This is a genomic window from Syntrophotaleaceae bacterium, from assembly GCA_041390365.1.
GTDB lineage: Bacteria > Desulfobacterota > Desulfuromonadia > Desulfuromonadales > Syntrophotaleaceae > JAWKQB01.
Map to the genome: position 1 here is coordinate 1100137 of JAWKQB010000003.1, position 25429 is coordinate 1125565.

General features: G+C 61.0%; 14 protein-coding genes and 2 riboswitches. Of the genes, 11 read left to right on the top strand and 3 right to left on the bottom strand.

Going from position 1 to position 25429, the window contains the following annotated elements; translation table 11 throughout:
* The first annotated feature begins 33 nt into the window (after positions 1-33).
* A complete protein-coding gene (locus tag R2940_17305; GenBank protein ID MEZ4601548.1) occupies positions 34-1275 on the top strand; it encodes a DUF4019 domain-containing protein in 1242 nt (413 codons plus the stop codon).
* A gap of 146 nt (positions 1276-1421) precedes the next feature.
* Here R2940_17305 and ribB read toward each other — a convergent pair whose 3' ends face one another.
* On the bottom strand, positions 1422-2075 hold the full coding sequence (gene ribB / locus R2940_17310) for a 3,4-dihydroxy-2-butanone-4-phosphate synthase (GenBank protein ID MEZ4601549.1): 654 nt from the start codon (positions 2073-2075) through the stop codon (positions 1422-1424).
* A gap of 93 nt (positions 2076-2168) precedes the next feature.
* A riboswitch (FMN riboswitch) is annotated at positions 2169-2327 on the bottom strand.
* Positions 2328-2480: 153 nt separating this feature from the next.
* Between ribB and R2940_17315 the strand changes: the two genes are divergently transcribed.
* The 6 genes from R2940_17315 to R2940_17340 all read left to right on the top strand — a co-directional run bounded on the left by R2940_17315 (position 2481) and on the right by R2940_17340 (position 8489).
* Positions 2481-2951, top strand: a complete 471-nt coding sequence (locus tag R2940_17315) for a 4Fe-4S binding protein (GenBank protein ID MEZ4601550.1) — start codon at positions 2481-2483, stop codon at positions 2949-2951.
* 118 nt (positions 2952-3069) lie between these two features.
* Positions 3070-3537: a GNAT family N-acetyltransferase gene (locus tag R2940_17320; GenBank protein ID MEZ4601551.1), complete on the top strand. Its 468-nt coding sequence runs from the start codon at positions 3070-3072 to the stop codon at positions 3535-3537.
* Between the two features lie 325 nt (positions 3538-3862).
* The gene (locus tag R2940_17325; protein ID MEZ4601552.1) at positions 3863-4885 is read left to right on the top strand and encodes a glycosyltransferase family 4 protein; all 1023 of its coding nucleotides are present in this window, start codon (positions 3863-3865) and stop codon (positions 4883-4885) included.
* Positions 4882-5634 (top strand): hypothetical protein, encoded by a 753-nt coding sequence (locus R2940_17330; GenBank protein MEZ4601553.1) that lies wholly within the window; start codon positions 4882-4884, stop codon positions 5632-5634. The genes R2940_17325 and R2940_17330 overlap by 4 nt, the downstream gene beginning before the upstream one ends.
* Positions 5631-6605, top strand: coding sequence for a glycosyltransferase (locus R2940_17335; protein MEZ4601554.1), 975 nt, complete (start codon positions 5631-5633; stop codon positions 6603-6605). The genes R2940_17330 and R2940_17335 overlap by 4 nt, the downstream gene beginning before the upstream one ends.
* A 33-nt stretch (positions 6606-6638) precedes the next feature.
* Complete coding sequence (locus R2940_17340; GenBank protein MEZ4601555.1) at positions 6639-8489, top strand: glycosyltransferase; 1851 nt, start codon at positions 6639-6641, stop codon at positions 8487-8489.
* Between the two features lie 26 nt (positions 8490-8515).
* Here R2940_17340 and R2940_17345 read toward each other — a convergent pair whose 3' ends face one another.
* Together R2940_17345 and R2940_17350 are read right to left on the bottom strand one after the other, a co-directional pair.
* Complete coding sequence (locus R2940_17345; GenBank protein ID MEZ4601556.1) at positions 8516-9496, bottom strand: serine/threonine protein kinase; 981 nt, start codon at positions 9494-9496, stop codon at positions 8516-8518.
* A gap of 50 nt (positions 9497-9546) precedes the next feature.
* Positions 9547-9768, bottom strand: coding sequence for an RNA-binding S4 domain-containing protein (locus tag R2940_17350; protein ID MEZ4601557.1), 222 nt, complete (start codon positions 9766-9768; stop codon positions 9547-9549).
* Between the two features lie 142 nt (positions 9769-9910).
* Here R2940_17350 and R2940_17355 point away from each other — a divergent pair, with 142 nt between their 5' ends.
* The 4 genes from R2940_17355 to R2940_17370 all read left to right on the top strand — a co-directional run bounded on the left by R2940_17355 (position 9911) and on the right by R2940_17370 (position 25373).
* Complete coding sequence (locus R2940_17355; protein ID MEZ4601558.1) at positions 9911-10360, top strand: YaiI/YqxD family protein; 450 nt, start codon at positions 9911-9913, stop codon at positions 10358-10360.
* A gap of 49 nt (positions 10361-10409) precedes the next feature.
* A complete protein-coding gene (gene murB / locus R2940_17360; protein MEZ4601559.1) occupies positions 10410-11468 on the top strand; it encodes a UDP-N-acetylmuramate dehydrogenase in 1059 nt (352 codons plus the stop codon).
* Positions 11443-11754 (top strand): hypothetical protein, encoded by a 312-nt coding sequence (locus R2940_17365; GenBank protein MEZ4601560.1) that lies wholly within the window; start codon positions 11443-11445, stop codon positions 11752-11754. Before murB ends, R2940_17365 begins: the two co-directional genes overlap by 26 nt.
* Positions 11755-12092: 338 nt before the next feature.
* Positions 12093-12187, top strand: a riboswitch (cyclic di-GMP riboswitch).
* 175 nt (positions 12188-12362) lie between these two features.
* A complete protein-coding gene (locus R2940_17370) occupies positions 12363-25373 on the top strand; it encodes a hypothetical protein (GenBank protein ID MEZ4601561.1) in 13011 nt (4336 codons plus the stop codon).
* Positions 25374-25429 lie beyond the last annotated feature (56 nt).

Here is a 25429-nt window from a genome sequence, read left to right on the forward strand (position 1 = left end):
TTCCCGGTTCGCATCGAAAAGGAGTCATTGCGGATGCAAGCAGCACAAGGGATTATCGGAGGGTTGTATATTCTGGCCAGTATCGTTCTCATCATCCTGGCCGCAACTCGCAGAAATTTCCCCGGCAAGACCTGGTTTATCGCCTTTCTGGCAGTGGGTCTTGCCACTCGCCTGGCCTGGCAGATTCCGGCCCTGATTCTGAGGTTCGACCTGAGCCTCGACATACGGCGGTTCTATGAAGGCTGGGGAGTCGCGATGAACCTTGTCGGTCTCGGCGGCTTTTGCCTTCTGATTCCGTTCTTTTTTGCCGTAGCAACCCCATCACAATTGCCTGCCGCCTGTACCGCGACCGATGTGACGCATCAAACTCCTCTCGCCGGAGACACGGAAAATCCCCTTTTTGGAATCGGCGGCTGGTTGAAGTTTTTCGTGGTCGTCAATATGTACATCGCCCCCGTACTGTTCGGACTTCAGCAGATTTTCGCGTTCGTCGGCTTCGGCATGCTGGCCGGGGACTATCCGGGCCTCGTTGTTGTCGGTTTGATTGAAACGGCTGTCGGGATCTTTTTCGTCGTCAAGTGGATTATGATTGCGCGCCGTCTCCGCGATATGGTGCCCGGCGTGGTCCAGGAAGCCAAGAGATGGCTGCTGATTACGCTGACGTGGAATGTTCTCAGCACGCCACTCGTCTTCCTGTCGGGGGTGGATGCCGAAGCGGTGATGGTTGGGGCTATGAAGGGGCTAATCACCGGAGTCATCAGTTTTGCGATCTGGTACTCGTATTTCAACGTCTCGAAGCGGGTCAAGGTAACCTACGGGGTTTATAATATCACCCAAACAATTGGAGCCTCCATGAAACATTCAATTCTTTGTATCTTGATTTTCTCCCTTTTCCTGTGCTCACCCCTTGCCTTGGCGCAGAATTCCGAAAAGGAAACGGCTGCCATCGCCGCAGCAGAAGAATGGCTCGCTATTGTCGACTCGGGCCATTACGGACAAAGCTGGAAGCAGGCGGCCGATTACCTGAAAAGTTCCGTAACCAAGGAAAAGTTTCGGGACAGCCTGAAGGCAGTCAGGACGCCGCTGGGCGGAGTCAGATCCCGAAAGATCCAGAGCGCCGTACCCATGACCTCTTTGCCCGGCGCCCCCGACGGTAACTATGTCGTCATCCAATTCGAAACATCCTTCGAAAACAAGACATCGGCCGTTGAAACCGTAACCCCCATGCTGGAGAAAAATGGCCGCTGGCGGGTATCAGGTTACTACATCAGGTAGAACTGTTGTCTGGAGGACGGTTCTATGAAAACTACCATGCGGATTACGGTTTCAATCATGGCACTCACTTGTCTTTTAGGGTTGCGCCGGTAAGGAAGGATCATGCTTGGCCATCGGATGTTGAAAACACCGGGGGGAGAGCTGGCTCACGCCGACTTCTGCAGGGAGTTCTCGACGTACAATACCAGGTCCTCGATGGTGACCACTGTCAGGTAGTGCTTTTCGGCAAAGGCCACGATCTCCGGCAGACGAGCCATGGTGCCGTCCTCTTTGGTGAGTTCGCAGAGTACGCCGGCGGGTTTGTGCCCGGCCAGACGCATCAGATCGACAGTGCCCTCGGTGTGTCCCCGCCGGGACAGAACGCCGCCGGGATGGGCCCGCAAGGGGAAGACGTGGCCCGGGCGGGCCAGGTCTTCGGGGCGGCAGTCGTCGGCAATGGCGGTGCGGATTGTTGTGACCCGGTCAGCCGCCGAGACCCCGGTGGTGACTCCCTGACGGGCTTCGATGGAGATTGTGAAGGCAGTGCGATTGGCGCTGGTGTTGTCGCCGACCATCTGCGGCAGGTCGAGCTGCCTGAGTTTATCTTCGGTCAGGCAGAGGCAGACGATGCCGCTGCATTCGCGGATCAGCATGGCCATCTGAGGCGCCGTTATGGTTTCCGCGGGAAAGATCAGATCACCTTCGTTCTCCCGGTTTGCATCGTCAACCAGCAAAATGCCGCGCCCCTGGCGCAGTCGTTCCACGGCCTTGTGTACGCGTTCGAGAGGGGTTCCAAAATGGTCGAGCAGTGAGCAGGGCATGAAGACACTCCTTGAAATGAAGATGGACAACCATCTCAAGGCGTGAAGGGGAGGTCGCTCGCGCGAGGGTTCGGGCAAAGGAGCCCAAAAAATTGCGATTCTCTCCCGTCCGGACTGTAACCGTCGGCCCCGGATTCCAACCGGTGTCAGCTGACCCTGCCCATGGGACAGGCGCTCGCGGGCTTGTTTGCCTGACATTAGCCTGACAACATCACCGCCGGTGGGGACTTTCACCCCGCCCTGAGAATTCCTGAATACGATAGCCCCGATTCCTTCGGGAGTCAATGGTTTCCGCGATCTGTTCGGGTGCACTCTCTTAGGCGGCTGTTTCTCTCAACGGGGAAATTCCCCTATCGATGGATACCGTTCTGAAGAGCCATATCCCCACGGAAAAGGAGGAGACGCATGAAAAAGGATGAAAAACTGCAGAATGCCGCACGCAGGAGACTTCTGATCCAAACTCCCTTCGCATTTCTGGGACTGATTGCCTGTCTGCAGGGCAGAGCTCGGGGCTCCATGCTGCAAACCGGGAATTATCGGCGGAAAATCGATGCTGATGCCTGTTTCGGATGCGGCGCCTGCGCGGACGTCTGTCCGACGAATGCCATTCAAAGCAGTAACGGGATTTACTCCATCAACCCCAACCTCTGTATCGGTTGCGGCGCCTGCGATCCGGAATGCCCGGTGGAGGCGATCGAGCAGGGAACCCTGATTGTCGTTCCTTCGGTCGACGACGAATGCGTCGGATGCGGCGCCTGTGCGGCCGTTTGTCCCACCGGAGCTATAAATGTTGGTACGAAGGCGGTCATCACGCCCTCGCTCTGCTCCGGCTGTCGCGACTGCGTTCCGGTCTGCCCTGTCGCCTGCATCAGTTAGGAGCGGTCGAGGTTTTCAGGGTTTGGACACTCCCGAGGGGCAGGCCGGCACTCTCTTCGGCAACATATCTGCCCTTCATGATTCGCTCGCAGCCGATGAGGCTCAAGGTAATTGTGCGATGGTCCTTATCACTCCCGCCGAACCGAATGATGCCGAAGTCATTCTGGCTTTGCAGAAACGCGCCTACCAGTCCGAGGCCCGGTTGTACAACGACTGGAATATTCCACCTCTTACCCAAACACTCCCCGCGCTGAGAGATGAAATAGAAACGGCGATCGTGCTGAAGGCCGTAAAAGGCAGGACCATTGTTGGTTCTGTTCGGGCAAGTGTGACCGAAAGGGTCTGTTCCATCGGTCGGCTCATCGTGGAGCCGGAGTTTCAGGGGCAGGGGATCGGAACCATGCTGCTCAAGGCTATCGAGGGAGCCGTACCCAAAGTCAACCGTTTCGAACTTTTCACCGGCAGCAGGAGCGAAAGGAATATCCGTCTGTACCTTCGCCACGGCTACCAGATCACAAGGCATGAGCGGCTTTCGATGCAGGTCACGTTGGTTTACATGAGCAAGTGCGCCCATAGTCGTCGGTGAAGATAAGGAGAGTCAGGTCTGCCCTAGACCTAACTGAGATCGTCAGCTTTGCGATCTGGTACTCGTACTTCAAATCAACTTACGCCATATGGAATCGGTTACGCCCATGTTGGAAACGGATGGCCGCTGGCGGGTCTCCGGCTACTACATCCGCTCGCTCCCCCTTGAAGATCCAATTGAAGTCTCTTGATTAAAATGGCTGAAAATGCTATGAGTAGAGCGGTCATGCCCGCATGTTCCTGCAATCGATAACGATGTTGCAAAACGCACATTATCCAAGTGTTCGTCTTTCCATCCTGGCCAGAGCCAGAGGGTAGGTTTTCCGGTGAAGGTCCTGTTTCTGGTCCCCCGGTTGGACAAAGCCAGTACACGCTACAGGGTATTGCAGTACCTGCCGTTTCTGGAGCAGGCGGGGATTGTCTGCGCGGTCCGGCCGCTGTCCGGAAAAACCGTTGGTTGGATCAGCCTGGGGGCCGAAATCTCCCGGGCTGATGTCGTTTTTGTCCAGAAAAAGCTGCTCAACGGCCCGGTCTGGCATTTCATCAGCGCCCTGTCCAGACGCCTGATTTTCGATTTTGACGACGCGATCATGCTGAAGGAATCGGAAACGGATTTCAGTTCCCGATGTCGGCAGTTCCGCCGTTTTGCAGGCACTGTGCGACGTGTCGATCTGGTGGTCTGCGGAAACCGCTACCTTGCGGAAAATACTGCTGCTCTGAACGGCAATCTGCAGATTCTGCCGACGGTGATTGATGAACAGCGCTACCGGCCGAGGCAGTGCAAGCCGGTCCGAAACGAGAAGGGCAATCTCGTTATCGGTTGGATGGGCAGTCGCACAAATCTACCCTATCTTCAGGAGATCGTCCCCCAGCTGCAAGCAGCCTGCCAGGCTGTTCCCGGAACCCGCTTCAAGATTGTCTCGGATGCTTTCCTCGATTTCAAAGATGTGGAGGTGATCAAAAAGCCCTGGCGTTCCGAGGAGGAAATCAGCGATCTGGAATCTTTCGACATCGGCATCATGCCCCTGCCCGATACCCCCTGGTGTCGTGGGAAATGCGGTTTCAAGCTGATCCAGTACATGGCTGTCGGAACCCCGGTGGTCTGCTCTCCGGTGGGAGTCAATGCCGAAATCGTCACCGATGGGCGAGAAGGTTTTTGGGCCCGCAGACCCGAGGAATGGGTGGAGCGTCTGGTTCGCCTGTTAAAGGACAGGGACCTGCGCCAAACAATGGGGAACCTCGGCCGTGAGACCATCGTCCGCCGGTTCTCTCTGCAAGCCAACGCCGATCGACTGATCGAACTGCTGCGAAATCTGGCGGCCGAACCTGAGGAAAGGGTCTCTCAATGAAACCGGGGGTTGCGGTGGTGATCAGCGCCTGGGAGGGACATCCAGCGCTGGTGTTGCGTCGTCTGGTCAATTCCATGAAGCGTTTCGCGCCTGGAGTCCCGTTCGATCCGGTGCTGTCGATCAATGGAGAAGGCTACGATCTGCCGGAAGATCTGGCGGCCGTTTTCCGCCATGTTTTCCGCCGGGAAAACACCGGATATAACCTCGGCGCCTGGGATCATGCCTGGCGGCATCTGGCCGGATATGATTACTACCTGTTTTTGCAGGATGAATGTTTCATCCGCCGTGGAAACTGGGTCCGCCTGTTTTTACAGCGATTTGCCGGTGACCGTGACTGCGGGCTGATTGGGGAAAATCTGAACCCCGGCTGGAACCATTCATGGCAGGATCTGATTGAAAGCGAGTCCTTCAGCGAGAAAAAACGTCAACGGGCAATGCTCTATCGTCAACTGCTGCAACAATGGGGAATTCCTGCCGGTCAAACCGCAGCCCATCTGACTTCTGTAGTGCAGTTTACCGCCCGCCGGATTCTTGAAGAGGTAGACGGTTATCCGATCCGGAATGAACATGGAGAGGCCGTCGCCGCCGAAATCGGCTTTTCCCGCAAGATTGCCGCGGCCGGCTATTCCCTGCATCAACTCGGCAGGTGGCGCCATCAGACAATAGGCCATCCGCAGTGGCCGACGGAAGCCCTGTGGCGGAAGTTCCGGGAATCTTTGCGGCCAACGGCCCACAGGGGGAGGTCATGACGGTTTCACCTCCCCGTGTCAGCATCTGTATTCCGACGTATAATAGCGCCGCCTTCCTGGAGGAAGCTTTGGAGTCGGTATGGGCCCAGGACTTTCGGGATTATGAAGTGGTCATGGTCGATGACGGATCGAGCGACGATACAGTGCGGATTTCCGCCGCCTTTGCCGCCCGGGACCCCCGCATACGCTGTTTCGTCAATCCCTACAACCTGGGCATCTCAACCAATTGCAACCGCTGCATGGAACTGGCCCGGGGAAGCTATATCAAATTTCTGTTCGCTGACGACGTCCTGCTCGCCCCCGATGCCCTGGCCCGGATGGCGGCTGCGCTGGACGCTCATCCCGGTGTGGCGCTGGTGGCCTGCGCGCGCCGCATTATCGACGGCCAGTCACGGCTGCTGCAGGAGATAGTGTCCTATGCGGATGGTTTGCACTGTCCGGGTAGTGAGGTGGCCAGACACTGCCTGATCGATGTTGTCAACCGCATTGGAGAGCCGACGGCCGTCCTCTTCCGCCGCCGGGTCGGACGCCCGGGGTTCGATCCGGACTATTGCCAGCTGCTCGATTTCGAGATGTGGCTCCGCCTGCTTGAAGAGGGGGATTTTTTCTACCTGGGTGTGCCACTGGTCGGATTTCGTCTGCATGACGGTCAGGCAACCCAGAACAATCGCCGATCCCTGGCCCATCTGGCTGATCATCGTCGTCTGTTACAAAAATACCCGGGCAAAAAGGGGCTTGGACCGGGTAGGCTGGGGCGGTTGCTGGCAAGGCTGCAGCAGTGCGAGAAGATCTGGAGGCTGCATGCGCGGAAAAAAGTCCTGACCCGCCATGAGGCTAAAGAGGAGATCGCTCACATCATGGCGCCCGGCCGTTTTTTCCTGCTCCGTCCCCTGTATCGACTGATCCTGCGGAATTTCGTTCATCCTCTGTATATTCGATGCCTTGCTCCCAAAGGGGGAAGGGGCGGGTGATCAGTCGTTCTTTTTCTGGAGGGAACAAAGACTATGTTCAGCATTGTCATGCCGGTATGGAACCGCGCCGGTGAGGTCGGGGCAGCCATCGACAGTGTCCTGAGCCAGACCTGGCAGGATTTCGAACTGATTGTGGTGGATGACGGGTCTACCGACGGTACTTCTTCCGTCGTGCAGGCTCGGCAGGATCCCCGGATCCGTTTTTTCCAACGGCCCCATGAGGGGGTCTGCAAGGCGCGCAACTATGCTCTGTCAAGGGCAACCCGTCCCTTCATTGCCTATCTCGATTCGGACAACAGCTGGGATCCGGATTTTCTCGATTCCATGCGCCAGGCCCTGCTCGACAGCCCTGAAGGTCTGGCCACCGCTTATTGTCAGGCCCGATTTCTGAGGCGCGACAAAGAGTCGCACGAGCTGCGATTGCATTGCCATATCGGGAAGCCTTTCAGCTTTCGTGAGCTGTTGCGGCGAAACTATATCGACCTCAATTCCTTTGTGCATGCCCGGGAACTGACAAGCATCGCCGGGGGGTTTGACGACCAGCTGCTCCGGCTGAATGACTGGGATCTCATTATCCGTCTCACGGCTCTGTCTCCGCCCGTTTTCGTTCCCAGGCCCATGGTGGACTACCGGGACCGGGTGGCGGTCAACACCATCACCGGCAATCAGAAACTCGCGCCGGCGATGCGGTACATCCAAAAAAAATACAAGGGGAGCAGCGGTCCTTTCGTCTACGTCCACGACACCGTCCCCCAGGTCTGGAACGATTTGAGTGACAGCAAGCACCGCAACTTCTGGCTGCATCTGAACCGTAAAAAATTTCAGATACCGGAAGACCGCCACGCCCTGGCCTATCCTTTCATGCTGCAGATCGAGCCGACCAATGCCTGCAATCTCGGCTGCCCCCTGTGCCCGGTCGGCCGCAATGAACTGGGACGCGCGACGGAACACATGTCTCTGGAAACCTTTCAGGGAATCGTGGACGATATGGCGGACTATCTGCAGTTCCTGCTGCTGTGGGATTGGGGAGAACCGTTCATGAATCCGCAACTGCCGGACATGGTGGCCTATGCGACGTCTCGCGATATCCGCACCATGACCAGCACCAACGCTCATTTTCTTGAAAATGACGAGTACCTCCGGCGCCTCTTCTCAGCGGGCCTGTCGACCCTGATCGTGGCGGTCGATTCCCTGCATGACGAAAGCTATCGGACCTATCGCCAGAAGGGATCTTTGTCGCGGGCAATAAAGGGGCTGGAAAAGGCCGTAACTCTGAAGCGTGAAATGAATGCTTCCACCCTCATCAATCTGCGCATGGTTGTAATGAAACAGAACCAGCACGAGGTTGTTTCTCTGCGTCGTCTGGCACGCAAGGTCGGGGTGGACTGGTTCAACGTCAAAACCCTCAATCCCAGTTGCGGCACGACGGACATGGATATGACTCTTGTTCCCGATGATGCCCGCTACCAGCGCTTCGCCTACGACAAAGACGGGCAGCGGATTCGCCAGGAAGTTCCCTGTGATCGCCCTTTTCTGATGGCCAATATTTTCTCCAATGGCGACGTGGTTCCCTGCTGCTACGATTTCGACTCGAGCATGAAGATCGGCAACGTGAAGGAAAAGTCTTTCAGGGAAATCTGGAACGGGGAGGAGATGCGCGCCATGCGCTCACGCATCCTTGACGAGCGGGGCTCCCTGCCGAAGTGTGAGGCCTGCGGCATAAACTTCAAGCAGTCCCGCAGCGGATGGTTTCCGGAAGTACTGGATTTGACCGAAGAAAGGCTGGGGCGCTTTTTGTCGGATTCCTATGTTCCCCTGGCCTTCACCGGAAAACGGCAATTCAGTCCAAATGGGAAAATTTGGCATCAATGGATGCCCTTTTAAAGGGACTTCCCGGCTGGTTTTTCTGCTCAAACCTGCAGCGCCGGTTCCTGCAGGGCGGCGATCTGCTCGCGCAGTTCCAGGATGTGGTCTCCCCAGTAACGGGGAGTGTTGAACCAGGGAAAGCTGTTCGGAAAGGCGGGATCTTCCCAGCGCTGGGCGAGCCAGGCGGTAAAGTGCAGAATGCGAAGGCTTCGCAGCGCTTCGACGAGCTGCAGTTCCCGGAGATCGAAGTCGTTGAATTCCCCGTAACCTTCCAGGATTTCTCCAAGTTGGGCGGTTTTTGCCGCCCGGTCTCCTGACAGCATCATCCAGAGGTCCTGCACCGCGGGCGCCATGCGCGCATCATCGAAATCGACGAAATGAGGTCCCCCGTCCCGCCACAGAATATTGCCCCCGTGGCAGTCTCCGTGGGTGCGCAGATAGCGCACCGGTCCCGTTCGCGACAGGATCTCCTCGATTCCCTGCAGCAGGTCTCGGGTCAGACCATCGTAATGCTCTTTGTACTCGGGAGGCACGTACCGTTCGCTGACGAGTGCAGCTGGTTCGTAACCGAAGGTACGGATATCGAGCCGGGGCCGTCCCTCGAAATCCCTCAAGGCCCCGATGCGGTGGATGCGGCCCATGAGCCGACCAAGGATAAGCAGATTGCCGAGGTTGTCCAACTCGGGCGCGTGACCGCCCCGTCGTGGATAGAGGGCGAAGCGGAAGCCGCGGAAATGAAACAGGCTTTGGCCTTCGGCATTCCGGCTGGGCGCTACAACCGGGAGTTCGTGCTCCGCCAGCTCGAAACAGAACCGATGCTCTTCCAGGATCTGCTCGTCGGTCCAGCGTCGGGGACGATAGAACTTCGCCACTAAAGGATTTTCTCCTTCGATGCCGACCTGGTAGACCCGGTTTTCGTAACTGTTCAGGGCCAGGGTCCGGCAATCGCACAGGTAGCCCTGGCTTTCCACGGCATCCATGATGAAAGCGGGCGTCAGCTTCTGGAAAGGATGCGGGTCGGTCATCGAATTCTCCTGACAGGTTAATACCAGGCACTTTAGCAGAAACCGCGCGGTCACTGCAAAGAGTTCACCACCTGTATCCTGCGTCCCTCGAATTCGACCACCTGACCGGGGCGGACCTTGCAGCGTTTGCGCAGTTCCACCTGGCCATCGACGTTGACGGATCCCTCGGCGATCATCAATTTGGCGACCCCGCCGCTGGGGCACATCCCGGTCAGTTTCAGCAGATCGTTCAATTCGACGAATTCGCGACCTTCCAGATCAAATTCTTCCATGGCGACTCCTCGTGGCCAAACAAAAAACCACAGGGACCAAGCCCTGTGGTAACATTTGCTCCCTTATATCATTTAAAGCTTGTCGGCGGCAACCTGTTTTGGTTTTAATGCCGCTATCCTCGAACAACAGAAATGGGTTACGATGAAAATATGGGTCGACGCGGATGCATGCCCTGCCGTAATCAAGGACATTCTGTTCCGGGCGGCAGAGCGAACCGGGATCTCCCTGACCCTGGTCGCCAATCACTTCATGCGCATTCCGCCTTCGCGGCATATCGATTTTCTGCACGTCCCTTCAGGTTTTGATGTCGCAGACAACGAAATCGTCAAAAGACTCGACCCCGGCGATCTGGTCATCACGGCCGATATCCCTCTGGCCGCGGAGGTGGTAGACAAGGGCGGCTACGTCCTCGATCCCCGGGGTGAGTCCTATAACCTGGACAATATCAAAGAGCGCCTGGTGATGCGTGATCTTATGGACACGCTTCGATCCAGCGGGATCGAAACCGGTGGCCCGGCGGCCATGAGCCAAGCCGATCGGAAAAAATTCGCCAACGGGCTGGACCAGTTTCTGGCGAGACATGTTAAATAGCAACATGTACGACAAGGACGGACCCGCCAGGAAAACCGGGCGGAGAGAGGTGAAATCAGCAGTGCTGATCGAAAAACAGGTCAATCTCGAAACCCTGAATACCTTCGGCCTCCCGGCCCGGGCTGCTTTTCTGGTCAGAGTGACTGACGAGGACGATGTGCGGGCCATTATTGCCGACCGCATGATCGGCTCCCTGCCACGTTTCATCCTGGGGGGCGGCAGCAATGTCGTGTTCACCGGGGACCTGCAGGCTCTGGTGCTCAAGGTGGAAGTCCCCGGTCTGGACCTGCTGGAAACCCGGCCGGATGCTTGGATCGTGCAGGCCGGAGCCGGCGAATCCTGGCACGGTCTGGTGGAATGGACCCTGGCCCGGGACCTGCCCGGCCTGGAGAATCTGGCTCTCATTCCCGGCACGGTGGGAGCCGCGCCGGTGCAGAATATCGGCGCCTACGGCCTGGAACTGGCAGATAGGTTCGAATCGCTGGATATCGTGGAACTGGCGACCGGCCGGACCCGCACCCTGTTTCGCGAGGACTGTCGGTTCGGCTACCGGGACAGCATCTTCAAACGGGATCTGGCAGGCACCTGTCTCATCACCCGGGTACGCCTGCGCCTGCCCCGGCCCTGGCAACCGGTTCTTGACTACCCCGATCTTGCCCGGCTGGCTGCGGAATCGGTCGCCCCTCTTACACCGATTGGGATATTCGATCGCATCTGTTCGGTGCGCCGATCCAAACTGCCCGACCCGGCAGAGATCGGCAGTGCCGGCAGCTTCTTCAAGAACCCGGTGATTTCCGCTGCTCAGTTCCGCGCCCTGGCCGAACGGGAACCCGGCATTGTTCACTTTTCCCTCCCGGATGGTGACTACAAGCTGGCCGCTGGCTGGCTGATCGAAGCCTGCGGCTGGAAGGGGAGAAACATGGGCGGGGCAGGAGTTCATGACCGGCAGGCTCTGGTTCTGGTCAACCGCGGACAGGCCAGGGGCCGGGAGGTGATGGCCCTGGCCGCCGCCATTCAGGAGAGTGTCTTCAATCGCTTCGGGGTTCTGCTGGAACCTGAACCGATCGTCCTTGGAGGAACCGATGACCTCCTTTCCCCCAGCCGTTGAGTTTCGTTTCTATGAAGAGCTCAACGATCACCTGCCGCCTGATCGGCGAAAACGCGCCTTTGCCATAGAACTTTCTGGTATGCCTGAAGTCGGCGAACTGATCGCCGCCCTCGGTGTGCCGCTCGAAGAAGTGGATCTGCTGCTGATCGACGGTCTCTCTCAGGAGTTCGAATACTGCTTGAAGGGCGGCGAGCGGGTCGCGGTCTATCCCGTCTTCGAACGATTCGACATCTCGCCCATGGTCCGCCTGCCGGGTCGCCCTCTCGACCCGCGTTTTCGCCGGTGACAAGAATTGCAAATTCTCGAATGATTTCAGCTCATTCATCTCCCCCGGAAGACTTATCCCGAGGTTTGGGAAGAAAGCATAAACTCCTGATTTAAAAAGATTTTTTCCATTTTTCCGACTGCTTTTCAATCCTGTACGGGAAAACACCGCACCCAATGACTCTTCCCGTCACCGGCTCTCGGCGGTCTTGGCCGGGACAGGCTCTGCAAACCTCTTTTAGTCACAAAATTCTCACGATTTATCGAAAGGTTAACTCGGTTTTGCCAATTGGTTTTAATTGCTGGAACACTTCCTGCTATTAGCCGGGCACAGGCAATTGTTGCATTCAGTAACAGTTATCTCCGAAAAGGCAAAACCAGAGAGATCTGGTGACGCAAAGCCACGGGTCCACTGACGCGAAAAACGAGCGAAAGCGGATAGCCGGGTTGCCGAAGAGGTGAGCAAATTCATCCTGGCAACCCGTGTCATTTCACCAGGAGCGCTCATCTTCGGCCGAAGATGAGCGCTTTTTTATTTTCGGACCTCTTGTCCGATTGTTGGCCCGACATGATGTCGGAGGGAACCCGATACCACCTATGCCGCCCCGAAAAGCAAGACCGAAACTCTGGTTGGTTTTAAGCAAGGCTATTCTGATCGTTCTGCCTGCTCTTTGGCTTGCGCAAACAGCATCGGCCGCTCCCTGCGACCTGAAGAACAATCCCCCGCCCCTTATCCGACACGACCTGGCCAACAGCTATTGCGAGTTGTGCGGCTACGGCTATGTGACGATCATCGTTTCCAATCCCTATGAGGGGGTGGACATGATCGGCATGACGGTGGTGGAGAATCTGCAAAGCTCCGGTCTGACATACGATCCGACAGCTCCCATGCCGGTTACCTACCGGGTCAACGGCGGTCCCCTTCAGGTCGGCTCGGCTCCAGCGGTCAGCGGAGCAAACGGGTCGATCCTGACCTGGTCCTCGGCCCAGATTCCGGCCCTCGGGCGCCTGGACTTCACCCACCCCAGCAATAGTGTCGGCATCATAGCCATTACCTTCGCCGTAACCCGTTCTTCCAGCCTGTCGGAGGAAGGGCTGATCAGTGCTACGCGCCTGATCGAGGCGCGCCTGGCCTACAGTACCGATCCGGCATGTTTCTCTGGGACGAACACGATATCGACCGGACTGGATCTCCTGCCGCTGAACGAACCGAATCCTGTAGTCAGCAAGCGGGGGCGGAACGTCGACGCCAGCCAGAGTTCGAGCCAGTATTCCCAGACCGTCTACGGCAACATCAATGACGACGTGATCTGGCGCGTCCGGGTGAACAACACCGGCACCGCCGACCTGCAGGACCTGCGGTTCGACGATCTGATGGAGCCGGGGAACATGATTGTCAACTACGCCTGTCCCACTGAGGCAGCCGCCTCGGCCGTTGCTGCGAACAACGGCATCAATCCGGGGGGCACGGGTTGCGTCCCGGCCAGCAACTACATAGACAATTTCGACGTCGACAATCCCTTCGGCAACCCCGGCGGCGATGCTCCTGATCTGGTGGACGTGCTGCAGGGCCAGAGCGCCTACGTCTATCTGGTCGGCAAGATTCCGGAAAGCCCCAACAGTTCCTGTTCGGCCAACCGCACCAACACCGCTTCCGATTTCCAGTGGGGATGCGAGTCCGATCCCCCTGCCGGGGGCATCACCTCGACTTCGACGGGGGCCACCCCGGGTATCGCCACGGCTACTCTCAGTACCCGATCGGTCAATTCCGGCAACAATCTGAACATCCAGACCGAGATCATCGGCACCAACACCTCCCAGCCCGCAGGCAGCAAGGGCACGGTGCGCATTACCATCCGCAACCTCACCGGCGGTTCCGTCAAGGGGATCTACCTCAGGGATATTCTGCCGGCCGAATACGTTGTCGACCCCACTTTCACTCCGGCGGTCGCCGCCACCGGTGCCTACGGCGCCTATCTCGGCATGACTGACCGGATTGAATGGACCAACCCGGTAGCCGGGACTTTCCCGAACCTGACGACCACCGATCCCGCCGTGGCCCTGTCCAACACCGCGCCCGAATTCCGGCTCTACAGCAGCACGACCCATCCGATCTACCCCGACCAGTTCGATATGCTGCGCCATGGCGACCGGCTGGTCATTACCTTCCGCGTGGTTCTGATCCGGCCCCAGTCCTACGACAAAACGGCCGATCTTGACGTCCGCGTCGAAGCGCCGAACAGCGATCCGGCCAACACCGATCCGGCCAACGCCATCCAGGTCACCAACCAGCTGTACGTCGAGTTCGAGGATTTCTGCGAACCCGGGGTGAGGAAAACCCCGCCGACCAACCCGCTGGTGACCAACCATCAGACCAATCCCGAGGATCTGGACATCGACATCGCCGGCAGCGAACTGGTCTTCATCCTGACCGGCGACCCCAATCAGCGGCTGCCCCTGACCGTCAACCTGACCAACCGCGGCGGACACCAGGCGGACGACTATTTCGCCTACGTCACTTTCGGCCAGACCATGGACGTGGTCACCGTGCCGTCCGGCTGTGTCCCCACCACCTATCCTCTGTCCCATCAGGAATGGCTCGATCCCTCGGCAATTCCAACCGGTGCCACTGTTTATGAATGCAGCGGTTCGGCCATTGCACCCGGAGCGACCCGCGCCCTGAATTTCGAGGTGCTCAAGAGCACCGTGCCGGCGGATATCGAGGCGGACGACCTGACTTTCCGCGCCGATGTCACGGGGGAGATCACCCTCAGCGACGGCACGCCGCTGTGGTTCCCGACGCCGCTCAATCCACCCCAGGCCGGCGCCCGGAGCGACGGCGGCATCGACAATGCCAACAACTACAGCCTCGACGCCATCCGCGCCCGGGTCATCGGCTTCAACCTGCTCAAGTCGCAGGTCGGCACCTGTTCGGAAAACAATCCGCCGCCGACCTCGCCTGACCGGCAGGTGCAGATCGGCGAGGAGTGCACCTATCACATCGATACCGGCGGCTGGTTCGGTTTCCAGACCCCCGGCTTCGCCCTGATCGCGGTCCAGGACATCACCGTCTACGACCAGCTGCCCGACGGCCAGGGCTACATCTGGCACGATCCGAACTATACCGGTACGACCAGCGCGATCCAGGCCATCGGCATCAACCCCGCCGGACTTGCCGCGCCGAATGAAGTCGCCGCACCGGACTGGATGAACTGGACCTTCAACTGGGGGGACGCCCTGCAGATCACGGAAAGGGACCACTGGTTCCTGGTCGACATGGTCAGCCGGCTGCTGAACGACCCGGTCGACGTCAGTGCGGCCCCCAACCTGCACGCCGCTCCCAGCGTCAACGTGCTCAATTCGACTTTCCGGGCGATCTTCGAAGACGAGGACGGCAACATCGAGCGCTATCTGCTGGGTCCCAGCACCGTGGGCTACCCCCGTCTGGAAGTGCGCCGCATCGAGCTGACCGTCACCGAGCCGGAAATTACCGTGGTCAAGGAGGTCTGCAACGAATCCCTGTACGGGACCGGGCCCTCCTGCACCAACTTCGTGCCCCTGGCCGATGACGGCGATGCGTACAACTCTTATATCTATCGCCTCACGGTGAGCAACGAGGCGGCCAGCGACGGCGTGCCCCGGGCCCCGGCCTACGATGTCACCGTCACCGACCTCCTCGACGCCAGCGACCTGGCCTACGTGCTGCCCTTTGCCGGCGACGGCCTGGACAATGACGGCGACGGGGCTGTCGACGGCGCGGATGCCGGCGGCGAGGGGACCATCGGCGACAACACCGTCCGCAACGGCACCCCGGCGGAACTGACCTTCTCCTACACCAACAGCAGCCCCCTGCTGCGCATCGATCCCGGCGCTTCCGTCCAGCTTTACTATCGTGTGGATATCGACGACGACGCGGCGCCGCTGCAGACCTTTACCAACTCGGCGGAGGCGACCTACGACAGCCTCGAGGGACCGACGGGCAGTCAGACGGTGGTTCCGCGCCCCAACAGCGATATCGCCGGCGCGCGGGCCTATGCCAGCGAGCCCGATACGGCCGCGGTGCGCATCATTCCCGTGGAAACTCAGCCTAAGCGGATCGCCGCCCTGTCCAACACACCTCTGCTCTCCGGCCCCGGCACCCAGGAGGTATCGATCGGTGAGGAGATCGAATTCCGCTTCAACACCCTGCTGCCGGTGGCCCTGCTGCGCAATTTCGTCATTCGGGACGAACTGCCCGCCGGGATGAGCTGCAGTGAAGCTCCGGCGGTCAACCTGGACGCGGCGCCCTACTCGGCGGCCAACTTCGTGCCCGGCGGCACCATCACCCCGACCTGCAGCGGCAACCTGGTGGAATGGAATTTCGGCGACCAGCGGGTGACCACCGGCACGGCCGGCATCGGCAACCGCTACGATTTCGAGATCGGCTTCATCGCCCGGGTGGACAATACCGCCGGCACCAATAACGGTGATGTGCTGTCCAACGGCCATCCCGCCACCGCGGCCACCGCCACCTACATCGACGAAGGGGGCAACACCGTTTCCCAGAATTTTGGTCAGGTCGACGTGCTGGTGCAGGAACCTCTCATAGAGCTGACCAAGGCCTTCGCCGTGGCCACTGCCGATGCCGGCGACATCCTGACGGTGACGGTGACCGCCACCAACTCCGGAGATGCCACCGCTTACAACCTGCGGGTGCTGGACGATCTGGTCGGCCGCAATCTGACCTATCTCGGCAATGTCAGCGGCACCGATCCCCCAGGTACTGTCGATACCACGACCCTGGGCGCCAACCGGCCGATCTTCAGCTGGAATCCGCCCAACGGCATCGCTCCCGGTGCCACCGTCAGCTTTACCTTCGAGGTCCGCGTCGATACCGCGGCCCAACCTCTCGAAATCCTCGACAACACCATTCAAGCCGACTGGACTTCCCTGCCCGGCCGGACCACAGCCCTCAACAGCAGCGGCCAGATCGGTGCCAACGGCAGCGCCACCGGCATGCGCATCGGCGCCCTGCCCAACGCCGGCGACGCCGTAAACGATTATGAAGCCGAGGCCGGGAACCAGGTAACGGTTCCCGCCGCCACCACCGCCAAGACCGATCTCGATCCGGCCCTGGTTCCCACCATCGGCGTGCACAAGAACTTTCAGCTCGAAATTCGCCTGCCGGAAGGGACGACCCAAAACGTCGTCGCCACCGACAGTCTCGATGCCGCCGGGGTGAGCTATCTGCTGGCCAACAATGCCGGGTTCGATATCACCTACACCTTCCAGGGCATCGCCTCCATCAACGGTCAGGCGCCGGGGGAAGCGGCCTTCACCGCCTTCCCGGCCGACGGTACCAGCGGCAGCGCCGTCTGGAATATCGGTACGGTAGTGACCCAGACCGAGAACGATCCGAGCGAAACCGCCATCGCCCCGCGGATCCTGATCAACTATTACGCGCGGATCAACAACGACCTGGACACCGACAGCGGCGATCCGCTGCGCAACTCCGTGGTGGTGAATTACAGCCATGGCGAAACCGGTGCGCCGGAGGCTCTGACGGCCGGTACCGCGGCGGTGACCGTGGTCGAACCGCTGCTGACGGTCACCAAGACGGTGCGCAACGTGACTCAGCCCGGCGCGGATGCGGTCGGCGGGGATATCCTCGAGTACAGGGTCACCGTCACCAACGGCGGCACCGCCACCGCGCAGGATGTCAACCTGGTCGATACCTTGTCGCCGGGCCAGGGTCTGTCCTCGGGATTCACCCCCACCGCCACCATCAACGCCTCGCCGGTAGCAGGTTTCACGGCCGCTCCGGCCGGTGCGCCCCATGGTCCCCTGGTCTGGGGTCGGGACAACGGCGACGGCAGCCTGGACCTCCCCGTCGGGCAGACCCTGATTCTGACCTACCGGGTGGTGGTGGAAGAGGCCGGCGGCGATCTCGACAACAGCGTATGGGTCGACTGGACCTCGCTGAACGACACCAACCTTTTTGAACGGACCGGGGCGGGCTGCCCCTCCTGGACCGCGCCCAACGACTACTGTGCCGGACCGGCCACCACCACCATGCCGACGGTCGACAGCAACAGCATGTTCAAGGACGTCCTGTTCGATACCTATGACGTGGCACCCCTCAGCACCGACACCGATGCCATCGCCCGGGTGGGCGATACGGTCACCTATCGCCTCGGTCTGGATCTGCGCGGCGGGCTGACCCGCGAGGTACGGGCCGAGGATCTCCTGCCCGCCGGCATGGCCTTTGTCGAAACGGTCAGCATCAACGGCGATAGCAGCGCACCCTATGCTTCGCCTGTCAGCGGCGCGGGGTCCAACTTCGCCTACGCCCCCATCACTGCCGCCAGTGCGCCCGCACCGGGTCAGACCGGCACAGTGGCGTGGATCATCGGCGATGTCGTGAACGACCCCGCCGGCGATCCCACCACGGATACCCTCGAAATCATCTACCGCGCCCGCATCATGCCGGACAGCGGCATCGCCCATGTCGCTTCCACCACCCTCACCAACACCGGCTCGCTCCATTATGCCGATGCACCGTCGATCAGCGATACCGCCGCAACGGTCCTGCACCAGCCGGTCATCAGCCAGATCACCAAGACCGACCGGGGCGGCCGTACCAGCCCGGCATCGGTGATCGTGGCCGACGACACCATGCAGTTCCGCCTGCAGGCCTGCAATACCGGCCAGGCCCCTGCCTACAGCGTGGCCGTGAGCGATCAGCTCGACAGCCAGCTCGATGAAGGGAGCATCGCCAACCTGGTGGTTTCCGTCGGCGGCACCGTGCTCAATGCAGGCACCGACTATTCCTACACAGCGCCGGCCGGGCGTGGCGGCACCATGGAATTTTTGCTGAATACGCCGGTCGATCCGGGCCAGTGTCTCATTATCGATTACGATATCGCCTTCCACACCGACTTCGGTTCCAATCAGGTATGGCAGAACAGCGCCACCGTCACGGCCTACTGGTCTTTGCCGTCTCAGTCCGGGCAGCTGTACGGACTGGTTGGGCCGGCGACCTTTTTCATGCACAACGTGGCGGCCAACAACCCGCCGGAAAAAACCGTTTTCTCGCCTGCTTCCGGCGAAGCCACGATCGGCGAAGAAATCGTTTTCGAGATCAGGGTGCCGGCCGATCCCACATTGAAGAACGCGGCCATGAACAACGTGGTCATCGTTGACGCCCTGGACGAGAACCTGGAATTCGTCAGTGCCGACGAGATCAGCGGCAACGGTTTCGTCCTCACCGACAACAGCGTGCCCCCCCACCAGGTGAATCTGTCCATCAGCCAGATTCCGGCAGGTCAGCAGGCGGTCGTCAGGCTGCGCGCCCGGGTGCGCAATGTTGTCGGTGCTCAGGAGGGGGTCACCTTCACCAATACCGCGCTCTACACTTTCGAAGAACCCGAGACCCCGGGCGTGACCCAGGGCGGCGGCAGCTCTACCACGGCGCCAATCCTCATCGTCGAGCCCGATCTGGATCTGGTCAAATCGGTGGAGAATGTCAGCAACCCGGGCAATCCGCCGCAGGCCGGTGATGTTCTGCGCTACACCCTGACCTTCACCGCAGCCGGCGGGGCGGCGGGTGACGATTTCACCGATGCCTTCGACCTGCGTATCGACGATAGCCTGAGCCTGGGCCTGGCCTATCTCGGAAGTGTTTCCGTAACGGGCGCCGGCAACACCATCGGCGCTCCCGCCCTCACCGGCGACGGGATCACCACGGCCCAGGTCCTGGCCTGGAGCCCGGAGGCGGGCAACGCGGATATCGACATCCCCGAAGGCACCACGATCGACGTGACCTACGAGGTGCGGGTGCTGGACAGCGTCTTGGCCAACCAGGAGCTGAGCAACAGCGCCACGGCCCAGTGGACCAGCCTGGACGGCCCGAGCGGGGAGGAGCGCAACGGCACCCTCACGCCGGCCTGGAACGACTACTTCGTCGGTCCGGTCACCAGCACCCTGACGATCCAGGATAACACCACGATCACCAAAACACGGTTGCTGGACACCTACGGCGCGGGCGACGCCGACCTGCGCATTGGCGACATCGTCCTCTACGAATTGCGCCTGGGACTGCAGGAAGGCACCCGTGCCGGCGTGGAAGTGACCGACACCCTGCCGCAGGGGTTGGCCTTCCACGGCATCGCGGCCGTCAATGGCGACGGCAGTGCGCCCTTCAGCGCCGTGGCGCCTTTCGCCCACGCCGACATCACCGCCGCCGGCATCTCCGTTGCCGGTGATCCGGCCAGCGGACCGACCACCATCACTTTGAACATCGGCGACATCGTCAACCAGGCGGACGGCAACCCGGCCAATGACGTTTTTGTCATCACCTACCGGGCCAGGGTGTTGAACGATGCCCATCCGCAGGTCGCCAACATCGCGCTCGCCAACAACGTGCGCCTCGATTACAACACGGCCGCCGGACCCGCGCCCTCCCTGACCGACAGCGAGACCGTCACCGTGCTGCAGCCCGAACTGACCGTGACCAAATCGGTTGCGGCGGCGGGCGGGGACACGGTGGTGGAAGCCAATGAACTGGTCACCTACACCGTCGATATCGCCAACACCGGCACCGCTCCGGCTTACGACGCGGTGCTCGAGGATGTCATCCCCGCAGGGATGCGCAATGGCGCGGCCACCATCACCATGGTCGGCACCCAGCTGCTGTCCGGCGCCGTTCTGCCGAATCTTGCCCCCACGTACGATGCCGCCAGCGGTGTCGCCACCTGGAATTTCGATACGGGAACCGCCGATCAATACACCATCCCGGCCGGCGATACCCTGCGCATCGTCTACCAGACGCAGATCGACAGTTCGATCGGCGCGGGACTGACCCTCACCAACCAGGCTCAGGTCCTGCTCTACTACTCCTTTGACGACGAGGCCGTACCCGCTCAGGGCGGTGTGACCGGCGTCCGTCAGGTCTATGGCCCCAGCAATGTGGCTTCCACCACCCTCACGACGGCGACGCCCGTGGCGCTGTCCAAGCAGAACCCGGCCAGTCTGACCGCTGCCGTCGGCGAGCCGTTCACCTATCGCATCACGGTGCCCGCTACCCCTCTGGGCGTGACTCTTTACGACGTGCGGATTCTTGACGACCTAAGCGCCTCGGCGGCCGATCTGACCTTCGTTTCCGTCGCCAAATTCTCCGGCTCCCAGCCCTGGACTCCGGTCAACACCGGCTCCGCCACCAATCTTGTGATCGAGGACACCACCATCGGCATCGACATTCCGGCCGGGGAGCAGATCGTTCTCGATATCACGGTGGTGCTCGAGAATACCGCCACCAACGTCAGCGGGCTGACCTTCAGCAATACCGCCGACTATACCTACAATCAGATCGACGGCGATCCGGCGACCCAGTCTCCCGGCGGTCCGGACAACACCCCCGACATGACCATCGTCGGTCCCGATACCCTCACCCTGGAGAAATCCGGACCGGCGGCCATGCAGCTCGGCACACCCGCCGCCTTTACCCTGAACCTGCACAATCCAAGCAGCGGCACGGCCTGGAACCCGATCCTCACCGACCGCCTGCCGAACGAGACGACGGGGGGCATGTGTGCCGCCGGGCCGAGCAACGTGACGGCGCAGATTTTCGCGGCGGACGGCACCACCGCGGTGTCTCCCGTGCTGGTGGAGGGGACCGACTATACCTTGACTTTCGGTGGTGCGCCTGCCTGTGAATGGACCATCAGCCTGCTGTCGGCCGCCGGCGGCCTGCCCCCCGACCGGCGCCTGATCGTCCATTACGATCTGGAACTGGATGCCGCCACAGAAAACGGCGTCAACCTGACCAACGTGGCCGGCGTTACCCGCTGGTACGGCGCCGACCCCGGAGCGACGGGAACCACACCGCTCACCTACGAACGCGTACTGACCGACGGAACGCCGGGCACCCTGGACCACGAGGACAGCCATACCGTTTCCACCGAGGCGCCGACCCTGGCCTTTGAAAAGAGTGTGGTGAACCTGACCACCGGGCAGAATCCCGGCAGCGACGCCAGCCCTGGAGATACTTTGCGCTATACCATCCGGGTGGTCAACTCCGGTCCCGTCGGCCTCTCGTCCTTCTCCATCGCCGATGAGGTCGACCGTCTCAACGCTACCCCATTTTTCGCCGCCGGAACCCTCAGCCTGGTCACCGTCCCGGCCGGCGCCGACACCTCCGCCACCAGCGCCACCGGCGGCACCCACGGCACCGGGCTGGTGAATATCACCAACCTGAGTATCGGCGCATCGGGTGCGGACGATACGGTGGTGGTGGAATTCGACGTCACCCTGGCATCGGCGATCACCAGCGGCACCGTGGTGCGCAACCAGGCGGAGCTGGCCTTCTCGGCGCCGGATTCCCTGCTCAGCGACGATCCCAACCTGGCCGGCGACGAAGATCCCACCGAGACGCTGATTGCTTCGGCTCCGATCCTGCAGGTGCAGAAGACCTCTAACATTCTCTCGGGGGATCCCACCGTGTTGATGGCCGGGGAATCCCTGCGCTACACCATCACCCTCCGCAATATCGGCACCGAGGACGCGCAGAACGTCGTCCTGCGGGACTTCACTCCGGCCAACACCACCTACGTGGCCGGCAGCACCACCCTCAACGGCGCGGCCGTGGCCGATCCAAGCCCCGGCGTCAATCCGCTTCACGCCGGCATCCCGGTCCATGCCCCGGAAAACCCCACTCCCGGCACCCTTCGGGCCGACGCCACCGCCGCTGCATCCACCACCGCCACCGTGACGTTCGACGTGATCGTCGATGCGGGGGTCATGGACGGTCTGGTCATCGAGAACCAGGGCTTCGCCGGCGGCAGCGGGACCGGAAGCGGACCTTTGCCCGAGCAGCCCTCCGACGATCCCGCAACACCCATTCCCGATGATCCGACCCGCAACGTGGTCGGCAACCTTCCGCTGCTCTATGCTCACAAAACCGTGGCCCTGCAGCAGGATTTCGGCACCGTCGGCATCGTCGATCCGGGCGATGTGCTGCGCTACTCCATCCAGATCAGCAATTCCAGCGGCACCCCGGCCACCGATGTGATGCTCATCGATGCGGTCCCGACCAATACCAGCTATGTGGCCGACTCCCTGCGCCTGAACGGCACTTTCCTCGGGCCGGACGGCGGGGTTTCCCCCTTGATCACCGGCCTCGCGGTTCATTCTGACGACAACCCCGGTTTCGGCATCATCTCCGCCGGGGCGACGGCCGTGGTCACCTTTGATGCCCGGGTCAACGACAGCGTGCCGACCGGCACCCTCATCAGCAACCAGGGCACTCTTGCCGCGAATGAGCTGGCGACGCCTGATCTCACCGATGCCGACGGCGTGCCGTCCAACGGCCGCCAGCCGACGGTCGTTGTTGTCGGCGATGTTCAGCTGCTGTCCGTGACCAAGCAGGTTGCGGTTGTCGGCGGGGGCTCGGCACTGCCCGGCAGCCAGCTGGAATACGTGGTCCGCGTGACCAACACCGGCAGCCTGCCTGCCACCGGCGTGGTCCTTACCGACGACCTGAGCCCGCCTCTGGGCAGCCAAGTCAGCTATGTGGCCGGTTCCGGCACCCTCAACGGTCTTGCTGCCGGTGTCGGCTATGCCGGAACGATTCTGACCGCCGACTACAGTACCCAGTACGGGGCCCTGGCTCCCGGAGCGAGCGCTGTCCTGCGCTTCCGGGTCACGATCGGCCCCACCCTGGCCATCGGCACCACTATCACCAATACCGGTACGGTCCGCTGGAACGACCCGGCGCAGACCGCTTCGGCCAGCGTGTCTCTCGACGTCGGGGGCACCCCGGGCAGTTCCGCTCTGAACGGGCATGTCTGGCACGATGCCGATCTCGATCGGGTATTTGACAGCGGCAGTGAAACCGTTCTGGAAAACTGGGCTGTGGAGCTCTACCGCAACAATCTGCTGGTCGCCTCCACCACGACCGAAGCTGACGGGTCCTGGAGTCTGACCGGTCTGATCCCCAATGACGGCACCACCGATCAGTACGAGGTGCGCTTCCGTGCGGCGGGTGCCGGCCCGAATACCCCTTCTCTGGGCATGGCCGATTCGGTGTTCACCAACGGCCCGCAGCGCATCAGCGACATCACCATGGCTTCCGGAGCCAGTCTGCAGAATCTGAACCTGCCGATCTGGCCCAACGGGACCGTTTACAACTCGATTTCCCGGCAACCGGTGGCCGGTGCCCGTGTCGAACTGGTGAATTCGGTCACCGGCTCGGCCCTGCCGACCCTGTGTTTCGACGATCCGCTGCAGCAGAATCAGGTCACGGCTGCGGACGGTTTCTACAAGTTCGACCTGAATTTCAGCGATGGCGCCTGCCCGCGGGGCGGCACCTATCTGCTCAGCGTAACCCCGCCGGCCAGCGGCTTCGTCGGGACGGTTTCCCAGGTCATTCCGCCCGCCAGCGACGCGAGCACCTCGGCTTTTTCGGTGCCGACCTGCCCCGGCAGTGCCGCCGATGCGGTGCCTGCCACCACCGAGTACTGCGAGGCGACCACCTGGGCAACCGCGCCGCCGGTTTCGGTTCTGCCGCGCACGGCCGGCACCCTCTATCAGCTGCATTTGATCCTGGACAACGGCAGCGTGCCGGGCCAGAGCCAGATTTTCAACAACTCCATTCCTCTTGATCCGGAACTGGGCGGGGCGGTGGCCATCACCAAGACCTCCTCCCTGATCAACGTTGCCCGGGGCGAACTGGTCCCCTACACGATTACCGTGACCAACGTGTTCGGCGTACCCCTTTACGACGTCTCCATCATCGACCGTTTCCCCGCCGGTTTCAAATACCTGGCCGGATCCGCCCGTCTTGAAGGTGCTACGGTCGAGCCGACGATCAATGGTCGTGAGCTGGTGTGGGACAACCTCGAACTGCAGGTCAATCAGAGCCTGACTCTCAAGCTGTTGCTGGTGGTGGGTTCCGGGGTGTCCGAAGGGGAATATGTCAACCGGGCCCAGGTGATGAACAGCGCCCTGGGTACGGCCGTGTCCGGCGAGGCATCGGCCACCGTCAGGGTCGTTCCCGATCCGGACTTCGACTGTACTGACGTGATCGGAAAGGTCTTCGACGACCGCAATCTCAACGGCTGGCAGGACGACGGCGAGATGGGTCTGGCCGGCGCCCGGGTGGCGACCGCCCGCGGTCTCGTGGCCACCGCCGACGAACACGGACGATTCCACATCACCTGCGCGGCGGTGCCCGACCAGGATCGGGGCAGCAACTTCATCCTCAAGCTCGATGAACACAGCCTGCCCACCGGCTACCGCCTGACCACTGAAAATCCGCGGGTGCAGCGGGCCACCCGGGGCAAGATGCTGCGCTTCAACTTCGGCGCAACCATCCATCGCGTGGTGCGCATCGATATCGCCGACGGAGCTTTCGAACCGGGGACCACCGAACTGCGAATGCAGTGGCAGCCGAAGATCGACCAGCTGCTGGCGGAGCTGGCGAAGGCCCCCTCGGTGCTGCGGCTGTCCTACCTGGCCGATGTGGAGGAAGAAGAGCTGGTTGAGGACCGCGTCGATGCCCTGAAGAAGCAGATTGCCGCGCAGTGGGAAAAAGCAGGCAGCGGCTACCGGCTCGATATCGAAAGGGAAATTTTCTGGCGCCGGGGTGCACCTCCGAAGCGTTGACAAAACCCCGCCTCGCCGAGGGAAGAGAAAGTTAGGGTTTCCGAATGAAACCTGCT